19 protein-coding genes are annotated in these 15,844 nt (G+C 61.4%); 11 read left to right on the top strand and 8 right to left on the bottom strand.

Annotated features, from left to right (window positions below):
* Window positions 1-40 precede the first annotated feature (40 nt).
* Window positions 41-610, top strand: a complete 570-nt coding sequence (locus tag X728_RS147065) for a DUF3299 domain-containing protein (protein ID WP_023832157.1) — start codon at window positions 41-43, stop codon at window positions 608-610.
* A gap of 47 nt (window positions 611-657) precedes the next feature.
* On the opposite strand, the gene X728_RS147070 is transcribed toward X728_RS147065, so the two are convergent.
* The 4 genes from X728_RS147070 to X728_RS147085 all read right to left on the bottom strand — a co-directional run bounded on the left by X728_RS147070 (window position 658) and on the right by X728_RS147085 (window position 3,184).
* Window positions 658-1,149 (bottom strand): Lrp/AsnC family transcriptional regulator, encoded by a 492-nt coding sequence (locus X728_RS147070; protein ID WP_023832156.1) that lies wholly within the window; start codon window positions 1,147-1,149, stop codon window positions 658-660.
* Between the two features lie 143 nt (window positions 1,150-1,292).
* Window positions 1,293-1,910: a uracil-DNA glycosylase family protein gene (locus tag X728_RS147075; protein WP_023708350.1), complete on the bottom strand. Its 618-nt coding sequence runs from the start codon at window positions 1,908-1,910 to the stop codon at window positions 1,293-1,295.
* On the bottom strand, window positions 1,910-2,521 hold the full coding sequence (locus tag X728_RS147080; protein ID WP_023708349.1) for a glutathione S-transferase: 612 nt from the start codon (window positions 2,519-2,521) through the stop codon (window positions 1,910-1,912). The genes X728_RS147075 and X728_RS147080 overlap by 1 nt, the downstream gene beginning before the upstream one ends.
* Window positions 2,522-2,560: 39 nt before the next feature.
* A complete protein-coding gene (locus X728_RS147085; protein WP_023832155.1) occupies window positions 2,561-3,184 on the bottom strand; it encodes a thermonuclease family protein in 624 nt (207 codons plus the stop codon).
* Between the two features lie 75 nt (window positions 3,185-3,259).
* Between X728_RS147085 and X728_RS147090 the strand changes: the two genes are divergently transcribed.
* On the top strand, window positions 3,260-4,783 hold the full coding sequence (locus X728_RS147090) for a HAMP domain-containing sensor histidine kinase (protein ID WP_023832154.1): 1,524 nt from the start codon (window positions 3,260-3,262) through the stop codon (window positions 4,781-4,783).
* A gap of 9 nt (window positions 4,784-4,792) precedes the next feature.
* On the opposite strand, the gene X728_RS147095 is transcribed toward X728_RS147090, so the two are convergent.
* The gene (locus X728_RS147095) at window positions 4,793-5,791 is read right to left on the bottom strand and encodes a nicotinate-nucleotide--dimethylbenzimidazole phosphoribosyltransferase (protein ID WP_023832153.1); all 999 of its coding nucleotides are present in this window, start codon (window positions 5,789-5,791) and stop codon (window positions 4,793-4,795) included.
* A gap of 187 nt (window positions 5,792-5,978) precedes the next feature.
* On the opposite strand from X728_RS147095, the gene X728_RS147100 reads away from it, so the two are divergent.
* Both X728_RS147100 and X728_RS147105 read left to right on the top strand, forming a co-directional pair.
* Window positions 5,979-6,212, top strand: coding sequence for a DUF1289 domain-containing protein (locus X728_RS147100; RefSeq protein WP_031195677.1), 234 nt, complete (start codon window positions 5,979-5,981; stop codon window positions 6,210-6,212).
* Window positions 6,213-6,225: 13 nt separating this feature from the next.
* Window positions 6,226-6,930, top strand: coding sequence for a TIGR02281 family clan AA aspartic protease (locus tag X728_RS147105; protein ID WP_023832151.1), 705 nt, complete (start codon window positions 6,226-6,228; stop codon window positions 6,928-6,930).
* Between the two features lie 5 nt (window positions 6,931-6,935).
* Here the strand turns inward: X728_RS147105 and dusA are convergent, their stop codons facing one another.
* Window positions 6,936-7,928, bottom strand: a complete 993-nt coding sequence (gene dusA / locus X728_RS147110) for a tRNA dihydrouridine(20/20a) synthase DusA (protein WP_031195676.1) — start codon at window positions 7,926-7,928, stop codon at window positions 6,936-6,938.
* A gap of 128 nt (window positions 7,929-8,056) precedes the next feature.
* Here dusA and X728_RS147115 point away from each other — a divergent pair, with 128 nt between their 5' ends.
* Window positions 8,057-9,151 carry a site-specific integrase gene (locus X728_RS147115; RefSeq protein ID WP_023832149.1) on the top strand — a complete coding sequence of 365 codons (1,095 nt, stop codon included), beginning with the start codon at window positions 8,057-8,059 and terminating at the stop codon, window positions 9,149-9,151.
* Window positions 9,152-9,309: 158 nt separating this feature from the next.
* On the opposite strand, the gene X728_RS147120 is transcribed toward X728_RS147115, so the two are convergent.
* On the bottom strand, window positions 9,310-10,257 hold the full coding sequence (locus tag X728_RS147120; RefSeq protein WP_023832148.1) for a LysR family transcriptional regulator: 948 nt from the start codon (window positions 10,255-10,257) through the stop codon (window positions 9,310-9,312).
* Window positions 10,258-10,529: 272 nt separating this feature from the next.
* Between X728_RS147120 and X728_RS147125 the strand changes: the two genes are divergently transcribed.
* The 4 genes from X728_RS147125 (at window position 10,530) to X728_RS147140 (ending at window position 14,179) form a co-directional block, all read left to right on the top strand.
* Complete coding sequence (locus X728_RS147125) at window positions 10,530-11,189, top strand: ABC transporter permease subunit (RefSeq protein WP_023832147.1); 660 nt, start codon at window positions 10,530-10,532, stop codon at window positions 11,187-11,189.
* 12 nt (window positions 11,190-11,201) lie between these two features.
* Complete coding sequence (locus X728_RS147130; RefSeq protein WP_023832146.1) at window positions 11,202-11,951, top strand: ABC transporter permease subunit; 750 nt, start codon at window positions 11,202-11,204, stop codon at window positions 11,949-11,951.
* A 51-nt stretch (window positions 11,952-12,002) separates the two neighbouring features.
* Window positions 12,003-12,851 carry a transporter substrate-binding domain-containing protein gene (locus X728_RS147135; RefSeq protein WP_023832145.1) on the top strand — a complete coding sequence of 283 codons (849 nt, stop codon included), beginning with the start codon at window positions 12,003-12,005 and terminating at the stop codon, window positions 12,849-12,851.
* Window positions 12,852-12,925: 74 nt separating this feature from the next.
* Window positions 12,926-14,179, top strand: coding sequence for a CapA family protein (locus tag X728_RS147140; protein WP_023832144.1), 1,254 nt, complete (start codon window positions 12,926-12,928; stop codon window positions 14,177-14,179).
* 165 nt (window positions 14,180-14,344) lie between these two features.
* Here X728_RS147140 and X728_RS01000000166920 read toward each other — a convergent pair whose 3' ends face one another.
* On the bottom strand, window positions 14,345-14,707 hold the full coding sequence (locus tag X728_RS01000000166920) for a helix-turn-helix transcriptional regulator (protein ID WP_196815087.1): 363 nt from the start codon (window positions 14,705-14,707) through the stop codon (window positions 14,345-14,347).
* Window positions 14,708-14,872: 165 nt separating this feature from the next.
* Between X728_RS01000000166920 and X728_RS147145 the strand changes: the two genes are divergently transcribed.
* Both X728_RS147145 and X728_RS1000000171660 read left to right on the top strand, forming a co-directional pair.
* Window positions 14,873-15,109, top strand: coding sequence for a helix-turn-helix domain-containing protein (locus tag X728_RS147145; protein WP_023716174.1), 237 nt, complete (start codon window positions 14,873-14,875; stop codon window positions 15,107-15,109).
* Between the two features lie 276 nt (window positions 15,110-15,385).
* Window positions 15,386-15,631: a hypothetical protein gene (locus X728_RS1000000171660; RefSeq protein ID WP_023804518.1), complete on the top strand. Its 246-nt coding sequence runs from the start codon at window positions 15,386-15,388 to the stop codon at window positions 15,629-15,631.
* Window positions 15,632-15,844 lie beyond the last annotated feature (213 nt).

Genomic DNA, 15,844 nt, shown 5'->3' with positions numbered 1-15,844 from the left:
CGGCCGCGGCGTCTTTACTCCTGCACAAAGGAAGCGGCCGATGAGCAGTCCTCTCAAATCGACCTTGGCGCTTGCAGCCGCGTTGTTGGTGTTCACCGCTACCAACGCCTCAGGCCAAACCGCGCACATCTTCTGGAAAGATCTGCGTCCTGCGACGCAGGCGGTGGCCGAAGATGCCGGCCTGCCGATGATTGCGGCAAAACTGCCCGATCGTGGCGAGACATTGTCGCTCAACCTGCAAGACAAGATAGTACAATTAGCCGGCTACGCATTGCCGGTCGACCGTGATGGCGATCTCGTCTACCAATTCCTGCTGGTGCCGTGGACAGGCGCTTGCAGCCACATGCCGACGCCGCCGCCCAACCAGATCGTGCTGGTGACGCCGGCCCGTCCCTACAAGATGTCGCAGTCCTATGAGTCGGTTGCCGTGACCGGCGCCTTGCGGCCCGGCTTGGAGAAGAGCCAGTTGTTCATTCTCGACGGCGTCAGCATCATCCAGTCCGGCTACACCCTACGCAAAGCCGATGTGGTGGCAGTCGACACGGTGCCGGACACGATCACGCTGCCGGTCAACTCGCCCTGGAGTTTCCTCAACAAAAAGAAAGACTAAGCGCCGCCTGCTGTGCAGCGTCACCGCCCAGTCACGGACAACCGCGCTCAGGCCGCGTTGGCGCCGGATTCCTTGTCCAGCAGCATGTAGTCGAGCGGCATTTCGGTCGTGTACTTGATCTGCTCCATGGCGAAGGACGACGATACGTCGCGGATCTCGATCTTGGCGATCAGCCGCTTGTAGAAGGCGTCATACGCGGCGATGTCGGGCACCACGACGCGCAGGAGATAGTCGACGTCGCCGCTCATGCGGTAGAATTCGACCACTTCGGGAAATTCCTGGATGACTTCCGAGAAACGCCGCAGCCATTCATGGCTGTGCGAATTGGTGCGGATCGACACGAAGGCGGTGACGCGCACATTGACCTTTTCGTGGTCGAGGATGGCGACGCGCCGCTTGATGACGCCCTCTTCCTCCAGCTTCTGGATGCGGCGCCAGCACGGCGTCGTCGACAGGCCGACTTTCTTGGCGACATCGGCAACCGCGAGCGTCGCGTCCTCCTGCAGGAGGCGGAGAATTTTTCTGTCGAGGCGATCCATTAAGGTGCTCCTGGTGCAGGCCGCGTTCCCTCGGGCGCGACGCGCTTTGGGAATAGATTGGCTATACTCCCTCTTATTTCGACCTTTCACAAGAAAGAAATTCTGCCGGATGGCACAAAAGCGAGTGATATCTTGCTTAAAGTCTAATCTATGCGATAGCGGATTTCCGATCTCAGAAACGGCAGCAAATCCATTTCAAACCATGGATTCTGCTTCAGCCATCCTGAGTTGCGCCATGACGGGTGTGGCAGCGGCAGCACTTTCAGGCTGGCCGGCGCATCCCAGATGGTGCGCCAGTCCTTCACGGTTTCGGTCAGCGACGGCCGGCGCGTGGCGCCCATATGCCAGGATTGCGCGTAGGAGCCGATTGTCAAGACGAGGTCGATCTGCGGCATCAGCGCCATCAGCGGCGCGCGCCAGGCCAGCGCGCATTCTCGGCGCGGCGGCAGGTCGCCGCCCTTTGCGTCCTGGCCGGGGAAGCAGAACCCCATCGGCACGATGGCGAATTTTTCCGTGTCGTAGAATTCCTCGCTGGTTACGCCCAGCCAGCTTCGCAAGCGGTCGCCGGACGCGTCGGTGAACGGCATGCCGGACGAATGCACCTTTGTGCCTGGCGCCTGGCCGGCGAGCAGGATGCGGGCGCTGGATGATGGCAGCAGCACCGGGCGCGGCTCGTGCGGCAGTGGCCTGCCGACTGGAGTGTCGACGCAGATGCGGCAGGCGCGGACCTTTGCCGTCAGGCGTTCGAGTTCCGCCTCCATCAGGCGGAAGCGCTCGGGCGACTGGAGACGGCACTGTACCAGCGCAGCACGTTTGTGCACTCGTCCGGCACTTTGATGCGCGCCGGTTTCATGAAATCCATGGCGATCATGCCGGTGATATCGGCGATCGAATAGGCGTCGCCGGCGGCGAATTCGCGGTTTGCCAGTTCGGGGTCGAGCAGTTTCAGGAATTCAACCGCTTTCGCCTTGTTGGCCTCGCCCCATTCGGGGATCTGCGGAATTTCCCATTCCTTCATCGCCGGATGGATGTGGCGAAAAGCCTGGGCGACGCAGCTGAGCAGATTGAACTCCATGCGCCTTTGCCACATCTCGACCTTGGCCTTGCCGAGCGCGCCTTGCCCGAACAGCGCCGGTTCGGGATGCAGTTCCTCGAAATAGCGGCAGATGGCGACGGATTCGGTGAGAATGGTGCCGTCGTCGAGCTCGAGCACCGGCAGCCGCTGCAGCGGGTTGCGCGACCTGACCGGTTCCTGCTTGTGCCCCATCGCACCCATGTCGACCGGCACCAGCGGCACTGCGATGCCCTTCTCGGCGAGGAAAACCCGTACTCGCCGCGGGTTGGGGGCGCGGCCGCCGTCGAACAGTTTCATGCTTATCCTCCCGATCTGGTCCTTCAACTATAGTGCTCGTCACCAGAAGCGAAACATCTCTCGCAAGGCATCACCGACCGAAGCCAGCGTGCCGTGCTTTCTTTCGAGCGGGCCGTCGTGGTGGCTTTCGCGCCACTCTTGCGGCGCATCGAAAGTGCCGGCCCAGATGCCAACCTTGCCGGCGCGGGCAATGGCCTGCTCGGCGTCGAAATCGCCATAGGCAATGGCCCAGCCGGCCTCAACCTGGGCCCGGTTGAGATCCTTGCCACCGGCCTTACAATCGCCGAGCAGGCGGCCGTAGCGGTCGCGCTGCCAGCCGCTGCAGGTCACCGGATTGCCTGATATCAGCCGCACCAGCGCCTGGCGTGCCAGCCTGCCGCAAGCGTAGTCTGCGCCATCCCTACGGCAGATCTGCTGGTATTCCGGAGCGTCGATGCCGCGCATGCGGATACGTTCGGTGCCAAGGGTGAGTGAATCGCCATCGTTGACGATCGCCGCCCCTTGCGCCTTGCGCGTCTCGAAACGGTCGAGGCGTGCGGCGAGCAGGATCAGCAGGCCGAGCAGAATGACCGTCAGCGCGTAATCCAGCAGCTTGCGCCACAGGCTTCGCGGCGGCGGCGGATGGTATCGCCGGCGCGGCCTTGGCGACCACGAACGGCTCATATGGCAAACAGTCTCTTAATCATTCGAACGTAGCTTAACGAATTGAGATCGCTGCGCGCATAAATCGAAGTTTCCATGCCTCTGCTACGCTCGAACACAGCGGATAAATTCATTGTGGACCGCCGGAAACCGCACCGCAACAGCGATGTGGCGCGCGCGGTGCGCAAGACGCGCGACCGTCTTTCGCAGCAGGTCGGCAATCTCGACTTCGACCGCGAGCTGCTGAAGCTGCATGCCGGGACCATGGTGCGCGGCGCAGCCATCATCCCACTGCTGGTGTTGGCGTTCGCGGCGGCCGGGCTGCTGGCCGGTGTGGACAAACAGATCAGCGTCTGGGCGCTGTTCACCCTGATCTGCTATTCGATCGTCGCCTTCATGGCGCGCCGCGTCGAGCGCACCGAAGCCGCCGAGCTCAATCCTGTTCGCACCCGCAGGGAATTCCTGATCGGACATTCGCTGTGCGGCCTCGGCTGGGCGTGGTTCGCATGGCTCGGCTGCGCCACCTGCCAGATCGACCAGTTCCAGGCCGCCAAGGCGGTGGTGCTGCTGCTGGCCATGGCGGCGACCGCTATCATGGCGTCGTCCTTGCGTGGCTCTCTGCTTGCCACCTTCGTCGTTCCGGTGGCGGTCTATGCCTATGCTGAAACGAAATTTTGGGTGCCGGTCGGGACGATCATGGTCGCCCTGCTGGTCGCGGCATTGCCGTTCTTTGCCTATATCGCGCGCCATCTCAACCGCTCGTCGCTGATACTTCTGTCCTTCCGCTCCGAAAAGGACGCGCTGCTCGCCGAGGTGGAGACAGCGAAATCGATGTCGGACGAAGCTCGTCGGCGGGCCGAAGACGCCAATCTGGCGAAGTCGCGCTTCCTTGCTTCTATGAGCCATGAGCTGAGGACGCCCCTCAACGCCATTCTCGGTTTTTCCGAGGTGATGGCCAATGAGGTGCTCGGGCCGATGAGCAACCCGACCTATCGCGACTACGCCCGCGACGTGCACGATTCCGGCCAGCATCTGCTCGACCTGATCAACGAAATCCTCGATCTGTCGCGCATCGAGGCCGGCCGCTATCAGCTCAACGAAGAGCCGGTGATGCTGCTCAACATCGCCGAAGATTGCTGCCACATGATGGAATTGAAGGCGCGCAACAAGGACATCCGCATCGTCCAGGATTTCGAAAGTGCCCTGCCGCGGCTGTTCGCCGACGAGCGCGCGGTGCGGCAGATCACGCTCAACCTCCTGTCCAATGCCATCAAATTCACCGCCACCGGCGGCGAAGTTCGCGTGCGCGTCGGCTGGACGGCGGGCGGCGGCCAGTACATTTCGGTCAAGGACAATGGGCCGGGCATACCGGAAGACGAAATCCCGATCGTGCTGTCGGCCTTCGGCCAGGGCTCGATCGCCATCAAGAGCGCCGAACAGGGCACCGGGCTCGGACTGCCGATTGTGCAGGGCCTGCTCGCCATGCATGGCGGCGAATTCGAACTTCAGTCGAAATTGCGCGAAGGCACCGAGGCAATCGCCATCTTCCCGCTCGCCCGAGTGATGGAGGAACTGCCGGCGCTGCCGACAAAGGCGGTCGCGGCGGCTCGCCGACGCTGACAGCTTGTTCTAGGCTTTGACCGCCGCCGCCATGCCCGAACTGGTAAGCGCCGCCGCGTTGACCAGACCGGCGGCAAGGGCGGCCCCTACCCCTTCGCCATGGCTGATGCCGAGATCGAACAGCGGCCTGAGGCCGAGCCGCTCGGCGGCAAGCCTTTGGCCGGGCTCCGGTGACAGACTGGCCAGCAGGCAATGGTCGAGCGCACCTGGGTTGGCGGCATGCAGCACGGCAGCGGCGGCGGTCGCGGCGAAGCCGTCGAGCAGCACCGGGATTTTTTGCATCCGGGCGGCGAGGATGGCGCCGGCAATGGCCGCAAACTCGCGGCCCCCGACCCGGCGCAGTGCTTCCAACGGGTCCTTCAGAGCCGCACCATGGAAGGCGACGGCTGCATCGGCTGCATCAGCCTTGCGCGCCTGCATGGCCGCGTCGGCACCGGAGCCGGGGCCGACCCAGTCGGCTCCGCTGCCGCCGAACAGGGCCACGCACAAGGCCGCCGCAACGGTGGAGTTGCCGACGCCGAGATCGCCGAGGCAAATCAGATCGGCGCCACCGGCGATGGCTTCCATCCCGAAGGCCATGGTGGCGGCGCAGCCGCGTTCGTCGAGGGCGGCGTCCTCGGTGATGTCGGCGGTCGCAATGTGCAGCGCCAGATCGAACACCTTGAGGCCAAGATTGTTGGCGACGCAGATCTGGTTGATTGCCGCACCGCCGGCAGCGCACAGCTCAACGGCGTTTGCGGTCGCAGCGACAGGGCGCGGCGAGATGCCGTGGCGGGTCACGCCATGGTTGCCGGCGAAGATCGCCATCAGGGGCCGGTTCACCGCCGGCGGGGCGCGCCCGCTCCAGGCAGCAAGCCAGGCGGCGATGTCCTCGATGCGGCCAAGCGAGGCTTTCGGCTTGTCGGCCTTGGAAAACAGGGTGCGCACCCTGTTTTCCGCGACTGTATCGGCAGCCGGCAGGCTCGCCAGCAGATTGCGAAAATCGTCGAAGGGCAGCGCGCTGGTCATGTCGGTCCTGATCATCCCCTGTGGTTGATCAGCGGCATAACCGCCTTGCCCGGCCGGCACAACTCCCCTCGACATTGGCGCGAAAGCGGTTGCCCGCGCCGCATTCCGAAGGGCTTGCATTGGCTTTGCCGTTGCACCATGTGGAGATGGAACGAGGGATTCCGGACGGAACCTGCAAGAGAAAGTCATGACGGCCATCGAATCCCCGTGCATCCTGGTCTGTTCGATCGACATGAAAACCGGCTTCTGCTTCGGCTGTGGCCGCACGCGTGATGAAATCGGCGCCTGGATGGGCATGACGCCGGAGCTACGCCGCAGCGTCATGGCCGAGTTGCCGGCCCGATTGGAAACGGTCGAGCGCCGGCCGCGCCGGGAAACACGCCGCAGCCGCATGGCGCGCGAGCGCGGCGTCCTCTCTTGAAACGGCAGGTCCAATGAACCGACTGTTCTGGATGGTGATGGCGGCAATCGGCCTCGGGCTGGTGCTGCTTATGATCAACAACGACGCCGGCAGCACGTTCGGCATCGAGAATTACGATTTCAGCCGTCTGGTCTGGCTGGGGGCGATCGGCTTGCTCGTCAGCGCCGGCCTTGTCCGGTCCGGCAGGCCGCTCGGCGTCATGGCCCGCAATCTCGGCACGTGGGCCCTGATCGTGCTGGCGCTCGTCGCCGGCTACCAGTACCGCTACGAGTTGCAGGATTTCGCCAGCCGGGTGACGGCGGGCCTCGTTCCCGGCAGCCCGCTGGCGCTCGGCGTCGAGGACGGCCATGCCACCGTGACCCTGGACAAGGCCGACAGCGGCCATTTCGAGGCCCGCATCACGATCAACGGCGCGCCGATCCGCACCGTCGTCGATACCGGCGCGACCAGTACAGTGCTCACCGCCGAAGACGCGGAGGCGGCCGGCTTCAATCCGGCAGCGCTGAGCTTCACCGTCCCGGTCTCGACCGCCAATGGCATGGCACGCGCCGCTTCGGTGCGCACCGACGAACTGGCGATCGGCGGCATCGTGCGCAAGAACATGCAGGTGATGGTCGCCGCGCCCGGCGCGCTCAGCCAGAGCCTGCTCGGCATGAACTTCATCGGTTCCCTGTCGGGTTTCGACGTGCGCGGCGACCGGATGATTCTGCGCGACTGAACTGCCTAAGCGGCCTTTTCAACACGGTCGAAATCGACGGCAGCGAACGCTGCCTTCAGCACATCCGGTCCGGCGCCGGGTTTCGTCGCGTCGGTGGACAGTATCTGCCGGAAGCGGCGCGCGCCCGGCAGGCCGTGGAACAGCCCGACCATGTGGCGGGTGACGTGGCCGAGCCGCCCGCCCTGCTCGATATGCCGCGCGGCGTAGTCGGCCATCGCGTCGATCAGCGCGGCAAAATCGTAGGCGCCGGCCTTGTCGCCGTAGAATGCCGCGTCGACGCCGGCCAGGATGCCTGGCGTGTGGTAGGCGGCGCGGCCAAGCATGGCGCCATCGACATGATCGAGGTGGCGAGCCGCCTCTTCGAGCGATTGAACGCCGCCATTGATGCCAATGAATTTGTTCGATTTTCTAGCCTTGAGGCGATAGACCCTGTCATAGTCGAGCGGCGGGATGTCGCGATTTTCCTTCGGGCTCAGACCCTCCAGCCAAGCCTTGCGCGCATGCACCCACAGCGCGTCGGCGCCGGCCGCGAAAACGCCGTCGGCCAGCGCGTCGAGCGCGGGCTCCGGATCCTGCTCGTCGACGCCGATGCGGCATTTGACCGTCACCGGGATTTTCACCGCCGCCTTCATCGCCGCCACACAATTGGCGACGAGGTCAGGCACTTTCATCAGGCAGGCGCCGAACGTGCCGGACTGGACGCGGTCGGACGGACAGCCGACATTGAGATTGATCTCGTCGTAACCGAAGCCCTCGCCGATGCGCGCCGCCTCAGCCAGCTTTTGCGCATCGGAGCCACCGAGTTGCAGTGCCACCGGATGTTCGGTCTCGTCAAAACCAAGCAGCCGCTCGCGCGTACCATGGATGACGGCGTCCGCCACCACCATTTCGGTGTAGAGCAGCGCACGCCGCGTCAACTGGCGGTGGAAGAACCGGCAATGCCGGTCGGTCCAATCCATCATAGGCGCAACGGAAATCCTATGGTCTTGATTTATCACGCTTTTTCTCGTATTTTCAGGGCCTTAAAACGTGCACACGTTCGCCGTTTGTACGACACGATATCCGTCAGTTTTCGCATTTTGTACCCCTCCCTGTGCACACAGCGTGCACGAAAAAGAGACCACCCATGGCATCCATCAACAAGTTGGCTTCCGGCAAGTGGCGTGTGCAGGTTCGCTGCAAGGGCCACTACCTCAGCACCAGCTTCTCGTTCCGCAAGGACGCCGAGATGTGGGCGCGCCGAATTGAGCGAGAAATCGGCCTGGGTCAGAAGCCTGCTCCCAAGCACAAGGACGGGATCAAAACGGTCTCCGACCTGATCGACCTGCATATCGCCGATATGACGGAAGTTGGCAAGTTGATCGGGCGTTCGAAGGCATTCAGCCTGGACCTGCTACGAGCCAGGCTCGGAAGGCTCAACATCGCGGATCTCAGTCGCGAACAGGTCATAAAGTTCGGCAAGGAACGAGCCGAGGAAGGCGCCGGACCTGTCACCGTTGGAATAGACATCGGATACCTCCGGACATTGCTGGTGCACGGCGCGTCTGTGTATGGACTGCCTTATTCAGCGGAGCCGGTGGAACTTGGTCGTGTCGCCCTCGCCCGCTTGGGTCTTGTTGGCAAGGGCAACGAACGCGATCGGCGACCGACACTTGGCGAGATAGAGGCCCTGATCCGGTACTTCAGAGAAAACAACTTCCAGATTATCCCCGTCGACAAGATCATCCGCTTTGCGATCGCCACCGCCATGCGGCTCGGGGAAATCTGCAACGCCACGTGGGAGGACCTGAACGACCGCAACAACACCCTGCTGATACGAGATCGCAAGGACCCACGCCACAAAAAGGGCAATCACATGCGTATCCCGCTCCTCGATGTGAGTGGTTACGACGCCCGCGCGATCCTCGAAGAGCAGCGTTTCTCCACTGAGGGAAAGGGACGCATCTTCCCCTACAATGGGAAGTCGGCCGGAACCGCCTTCCGACGTGCCTGTCATGAACTTGAGATCGAGGATCTGCACTTTCACGACCTGCGTCACGAAGGCACAAGCCGCCTGTTCGAAGCTGGCTTCACCATCGAGCAGGTCGCCATGGTCACCGGGCACAAGGATTGGAAGATGCTCCGCCGGTATACCCACTTGAGGCCGGAGCAACTTCATGTGATCGCGGCGAGGCTTCAACAAACACCGCCACATGCGGAGTTGCGGCAAGCAATCGGTTAATACCACATTGCCAGACATCCGCCGTTGCTGGGAGGACAACGACGAATCCAGGATGGATTGAGCGATGTTGTCACGGGTCGCAAGGATTGGAAGATGTTGCGTTGACATACGCATCTCAGCCGGAAACCCTGCACACGGTCAAGAGCTGCGAGGGCAGCCTAGCCGACCGCCAATAAATTGGCGCTTCCAAAGGAAACCGCAGGCGGCTCCGTGGAAAACGCAGCGATGATCGCCTCGAGCGAGACATTCAATACGCTGGAAAAGGTCCGGCCCTTCTGCCAAATCGCAACGTAGTGATAGAGCGCGGACGGCTCCACTGGCCTTATTCCCAAGTGAAACGCCGCGTACTCACGCGCAATGATCTCATTGGTTATCGAAATGCCTAGGCCAGCCGAGACGTATCCGGCTTCGTGACCGTTGCAATCGAATTCTACCAGTATGTCCGGCTCAACGCCGGCGAAGCGTAAGGCATTGAAGTTCATTTGGTGGGCGGCGAACTGGGGATCGATGTCAACGATCGTTTCGCCTGCCAGGTCGTGAGCATCGATACAGGTCTGTTTTGAAAAACGGTGGTCGGGATGAAAGATGCATACGTTTCGTGCCGACCCAAGCGGCGCCCACTCAAACAGATTTGGATCCAAGGGCAGCCTCGAGATTCCGAGTTCGGCACGCCCTGACAGTATGTGCTCGCCGATCTGCTCGTAGCTTCCCGAAAGTGACCGGACATTCGAGGCGGTCTTTGAGTGGATGATCGCCACGACCTTGGGCAAGGTCACGAAACCGAAAACAGAAGGCGCGGCAATCGCAATCCTCTGCTTTTCCTCGTTCTTCATAGCGAAGATCGACGCTTCCAGCCGATCCAGCGACGTCAGGGCAAGTTCCACGTTTCGCAGGAGTTCCCAGGCTTCCTGCAAGGGGACGATGCGGTTGGCTGATCTCTTGAAGAGTGTGATGCCGAGCGTGGTCTCGAGTTGCTTCACATGTTGACTGACGGCCGGCTGGCTTATCCCGAGCGCTGCCGCCGCTCGCCTTGTCGAACCGGCCCGCAACACCTCTCGGAAGACCTTCAGTTGACGGAGCTTCAGGTCGCTCTGCAGCAACTCCATTCCCTGCGCTCCTTTCCCTGATAACGCCACCCGGGAAGCAGATAACGCCAACCTGGGAAGCAACGAACCTCCTCAGTATATAACGGTGCGTTATAGATAAAATAATAAAAATTATAGATTGAGTGCGCAATTTCAAGCGATAGAATGAACTAATATCTCAAATTAACTCCAAATTACGAATATAACAATTCGCAACCTTGGGTTATACGTCTGAGTCCGCGCGACAAAGGGCCGGCGTATCCTGCGGTATTGCGAGTCGAGGAAAGCGCCCCATGGGTGGTTTTACTACTCAGTTTGTTGTCGCACTCACCGTGACCATAAGCCTGGCTCTTGTCAGCGGCTGCCTGGGTACGGCATTCGGGCTGTTTCTGGCCATTTCGAAGGGCACGGCACAGCCGCGCCTCAACAGCGTCGTGACGGCCTACACGACGGTTGTCCGTGGTGTGCCAGAACTTCTCATTATCCTGCTCATCTACTTCGGCGGAACGACCCTTGCCAGCAAGATCGCCGGCCGGTACGTGGAGGTGAACGCATTCACCGCAGGCGTTATCGCGCTCTCGGTCGTCTTCAGCGGCTATGCGACCGAAGTGTTTCGCGGCGCGATTGCGGCGGTACCCGCGGGTCAAACCGAAGCGGCAAAGTCGCTTGGGCTGAACGCCTGGCAGCGCTGGGTGTTCATCATCGGACCGCAGATGCTGCGGCTGGCGCTGCCGGCCTATGGCAATCTCTGGATCTCGCTCTTCAAGGATACCGCGCTGGTCTCCATCGTCGGTCTGACCGACATCATGCGCGTTGCGTATGTGGGGGCCGGATCCTTGCGCGCACCATTGACCTTTTACCTTGCCGCCGCCGCTCTCTACCTCTCGCTGACCACCGTCACGCTGCTGTCGATCCGGCTGGCTGAGCGACGTTATCCGGCCCTCGGCCGGTAGGAGGGAGCGACCATGAACCTCGGCCTGATGTTTGACGCACTGGTTGTCCTGCCTTCCGGTGTTGGTCTCACATTGACCCTGACGGTCTTGTCACTGACTGCCGGATTTCTTCTGTCCGTGCCGCTGGCCTTCATCCGCGCGTTCGGACGTCCCGGCCTCTCGCTCTCGGTGCTGGCATACACCTATGTCATACGCGGCACGCCGATGCTGGTTCAACTCTTCCTGCTCTATTATGGCCTCGCTCAGATCGAGGCGGTGCGAGCCAGCATCTTCTGGGTCATCCTGCGCGATCCTTTCTGGTGCGCCCTTTTGACATTCTCGCTGAACAGCGCGGCACACACCACCGAGATCCTGTGCCGGGGTCTCCAGTCCGTACCTAAGGGTGTCACCGAGGCGGCCACGTCTCTCGGCTTGAAACGCTTGCAGATCGCTCGCCTGGTCACCTTCCCGATCGCTTTCAGGATTTCGCTTCCGGCTTATGGGAACGAGATCGTCGGGATGATCAAGGGTTCGTCCCTGGCGAGCACCGTTACGCTGCTCGAAATCACCGGCATGGCGAGACAGATGGTTTCGACGACGTTCGCGCCCTACGAGATCTTCATCGTCGCCGGAGCGATCTATCTATCGCTGACATCGATTTCCGTAAAGGCGATCCAATTCCTGGAACGGCGGCTGTCGACGGACGGCCATCCGGTGCGTCGACGAAAGGCGCGATTGCGCCCCGCCCTACCTGACCCAGAGATCACGACGCCCCTGCCCTGACCTGCGGGTTTTTGGCAGCCCTTCCTATCCAAACCAACGAAGAGGTGCATCATGCGCATACCCCTGGCTATTGCTGTTTCTATCGCATCCCTGATGTCGGCATTCCCGGCGAGCGCCGAAAGCGAGCGCGTCATTTCGATCGCCTCCGAAGGCGCCTCGCCGCCTTGGGACAGCACCGACGCGAACGGTCAACTCTACGGTTACGATATCGATGTTGGACAGGAGCTGTGCCGTCGCATCGAGATCAAATGTACCTTTGTCCCGCAGGATTGGGACGGGATCATCCCGGCACTGCTTGTCGGCAAGTTCGACGTCATCATGTCCGGCATGGCGATCACGGAAAAGCGCAAGCAGAAGATCGCATTCTCCGTTCCCTACGCCACCGGCTTCAACCAGTTCGTTGTGCGCAAGAACCTGGGTCTCGATCCTGGCGACATCAAGCAGAAGGTCAACCTCTCGACCATCGGGGACAAGGAGAAGGCGACCATTGAACGCCTCAGATCGACACTCGCCGGCAAGGCGATCGGGGCCCTGCGCTCGTCAAATTCGGAAGCGGTCGTGAAGGAGATGCTGGGCGATGTCGTGACCATCCGCAGTTATGACAGCCAGGACAACATGAAGCTCGATCTTGCCGCGGGTCGCATCGACGGCGGTCTCGCCGACTACTTCACCTGGCGGGATTTCCTGGAGACGCCTTCCGGTTCGGATGTGGTGTTTTTCGGCCCTGAACTGAATGGCGGGCTCTGGGGGCCGGGCGTCGGCGCAGGTCTGCGCAAAGACGATACGGAGTTGCTCGCCAGGTTCAACGCGGCCATCGACGCGGCCACCAAGGATGGGACGATCAAGGCGCTGAGCCTGAAATGGTTCAAAAGCGATATCTCGCCTGCAGTCGCGCAATAGGCAGCAACCGACTTCGACATTGACGTGGCGCCGGCCGGAATGCCAGCGCCCTCCCCTCCTTCAAGGCGAGCCCCATGAAAGACCAGTTCTGCGCGGTCGTTACCGGCCAATCCCTGATCAAGCACGATATCCGTGACATCAAAGACGAACGCTTCATCGCGGTTACGGACTTCCTGCGACAAGGCGACGTCGTCTTCACCAACTTCGAGTCGACGATCCTGGGCAAGCACGGCGGGTGGCCGACCAAGGGCAAATACTTCGGATATTCCAGGGCTGAAGTGCTCGACGCATTGCAGGCGAACGGTTTCAACGCGCTTGCGCTCGCAAACAACCACGCCTTCGATCTCGGCGTTGGCGGCATCCTGTCGACGCTGGAGGAGGTGGAAGCGCGGGGCTTCCTCCATGCCGGCATCGGGGCCGACGAGACGGATGCGAGGAAACCGGGCCGCCGCCAGCTGGGCGCGCGCGAGGTCGCACTTCTTGCGATGGATGCAGGCCCTGGCCCGACCAACATGTATGCCGAAGACCGTACGGCCTTCCGGCCGGCTCGGCCGGGCGTCAATCGCCTGAGCACCGTTCGCAAGATGGGGGTGCCGGACGGACATTTCAGCAGACTGGCAAGGCTGGGCGCCCATTTGCAAAGCTCCCCGTTTGAACTGGCCAACTATGCGCAACCGGAGGACCCGGTAGAGGTGGCAGCCGGCAAGGAGATCAATTTCTACGGCACCGTGTTCACGCAAGCCGCCGATTTCGGCCGCCTCATCGAAGTCGACCAGCAGAGCGCAGCCATCCATCTGTCCGCCATCCGGCACGCCGCGGCACAAGGCGATTTCGTCATTGCCTATCTGCACCACCATGATTGGGAACCAGGTTGGCAGAACGTGCCGCGCTGGGTGCAGGCCTTTGCCAGGATGTGCATCGACGCCGGCGCCAACCTGTTCGTCAGCCACGGTGCTCCGGTGCTGCAGGCAGTGGAAATCTACAATGGCTCGCCGATCTTCTACGGCCTCGGAAATTTCCTTTTCCACGTCCACCCGAAGGAAACCGAATGGGATCCACCGGAAGTCTGGCAAAGCATCGTCGCGGCCTGCCGCTATGATGGGAGCGGAAACCTCGCAGGAATAGACCTCCTGCCCGTCGTGATCGGCGCGAAAGCTCAGTCTCTCGGATCAGCAACGGGCAGATTGGTACCCGTCGCCGTCGCTGGAAGCGCGGCGCGAGACATCCTCGAGGGATTCGCGACCCGATCGCGGGCGTTCGGCGTCGAAATCGAAGTGTCCCCGACTTGCGGCCGCATCGTCCTGCCCGCTGCACGAAAATTCGGCTGACGGCCCGACCGACCGCTCACACCGTCTTGCATTCCGCCGGCGGGGACTCGCCGCCCGTCTCGCTATCTGCCTTTGTGTCTAGCTGGGCCAGTTCTTCTCCTAACGCCGCGATCAGGGACGAGACGCGACCGCGCACACGCGGCGGAAGTTTCACTAGCCCTTCAATCAGTCGCCGACCCTCCGCGCTGGCAATGAAATCCAGGCGCTCATCGACCGGCAGGGGCCGCGCCTCGACGCGGGTTTCATCGTTTCCCGGCAGGCCTTCAAAGAAGCGGCCGACAGGAACGCCGAGCGAACTGGCGATCTCGTAAGCATCGACGCGCTCACGCGATTGCGCGCGTTCTCGTATTTCTGCAGCTGCTGGAAACTGATGCCGATGGATCGGGCAAGCTGGGCTTGCGATACGTCCGATTGGACGCGAACCGTCGCAATCTGCCTGCCGACATGCTGATCGGCGGGATGCGGGTCGCTTTCGATCTTCGGCTTCGGCCCCGTCCGAAGGAGGACTGAGCGTTGCGGTTTCAACAAGGCCTTTCGATCCTCCATTAGTCAGCCGGACAGAGAGTCTGTCGCCACGCGCCGGGCTCTCCGCACCGATGTGATCTGCAGGTCGACTCGCCATTTTATATACCTTATGGGGTGCAAAATGACCCTATTGGTGGCAAAGAAAATCTGCCTGCCGATTGTGGCCTCATGGTCAGTCCACGACAGATTCGAGCCGCACGAGCTTTGCTTGGTTGGTCGCAGCAGGAGCTTGCGGACAAGGCAATCGTGTCGCTGAACGCTCTGACCCGGTTGGAAAACGGCAAGGTAGATTCCCGGATCAGCACTTTGCAGGCCATTGAGGCGGCCCTGATAAAGGCGGGTGTCGAATTCTTATCCGCTGGTCAAAAGGGTGAAGGTGTTCGGCTCTTAGATCCTCAGGCTTGAATGTCCCGTTGGCGGAAGGACAGGTTCTCGCAGCTGCAACCGCCACAACTACCCTCCGGCGGGTGACGAGAGGCAAAGTCGTGGTATTGTCGGAATCAGCCATGATCCGAGTTTCCTGAAGCTTGGTTGTGGTCAGGCTGGGATGACTCCCCGACGCACGTCCTCAGCCGAGTCCAAATGTGAGCCCCTGCTCCTATGAAACTTTGGAAGCAGAAAAACTATGTGAGCGGTTTCATATCACATGAGCCATAAGTGATCAACTTGAAATTAGATGATATGAAAGAAATTATGGGCGCCCAGATCAGAGGAGCGCGAGGATTAATACGTTGGAGTGCCGAAGATTTGGCCGATGCGGCGAGCGTGGGAGTAGCCACAGTTAGGCGCGCAGAAGCTGCGGATGGCGTCCCTCCAATCACAATAGCAAATCGGAATGCGATCCGTGGTGCCCTGGAAAGGGCGGGCATCGAGTTCATTTCGGAAAACGGCGGTGGCGCTGGCGTGCGCTTGGCCAAACGGCAATAGCGAACAACGCGCAGCTTCGAGCGATCGTCTAAATCTCATCGCCGACGTCCCGCTTGCTTTTTGCACTAGGTGCGGCCATCCGCACAGGTGACATTGAACGACTGAAAAGGGGCCGAAAGGGGACTGTCAGCTTCTAAGCACGAATTTTCACAAGCGGACTTTCATGCCGCAATGGAATCGACCTGACAGGGCGCAATCCAAGCCCTAGCCAGG

Origin of the sequence: Mesorhizobium sp. L103C119B0, from assembly GCF_000502235.1 — a bacterium.
Classification (GTDB): Bacteria; Pseudomonadota; Alphaproteobacteria; order Rhizobiales; family Rhizobiaceae; genus Mesorhizobium.
The sequence above is the reverse complement of the archived record's forward strand: the minus strand, read 5'-3'. Positions and strand labels throughout refer to the sequence as shown.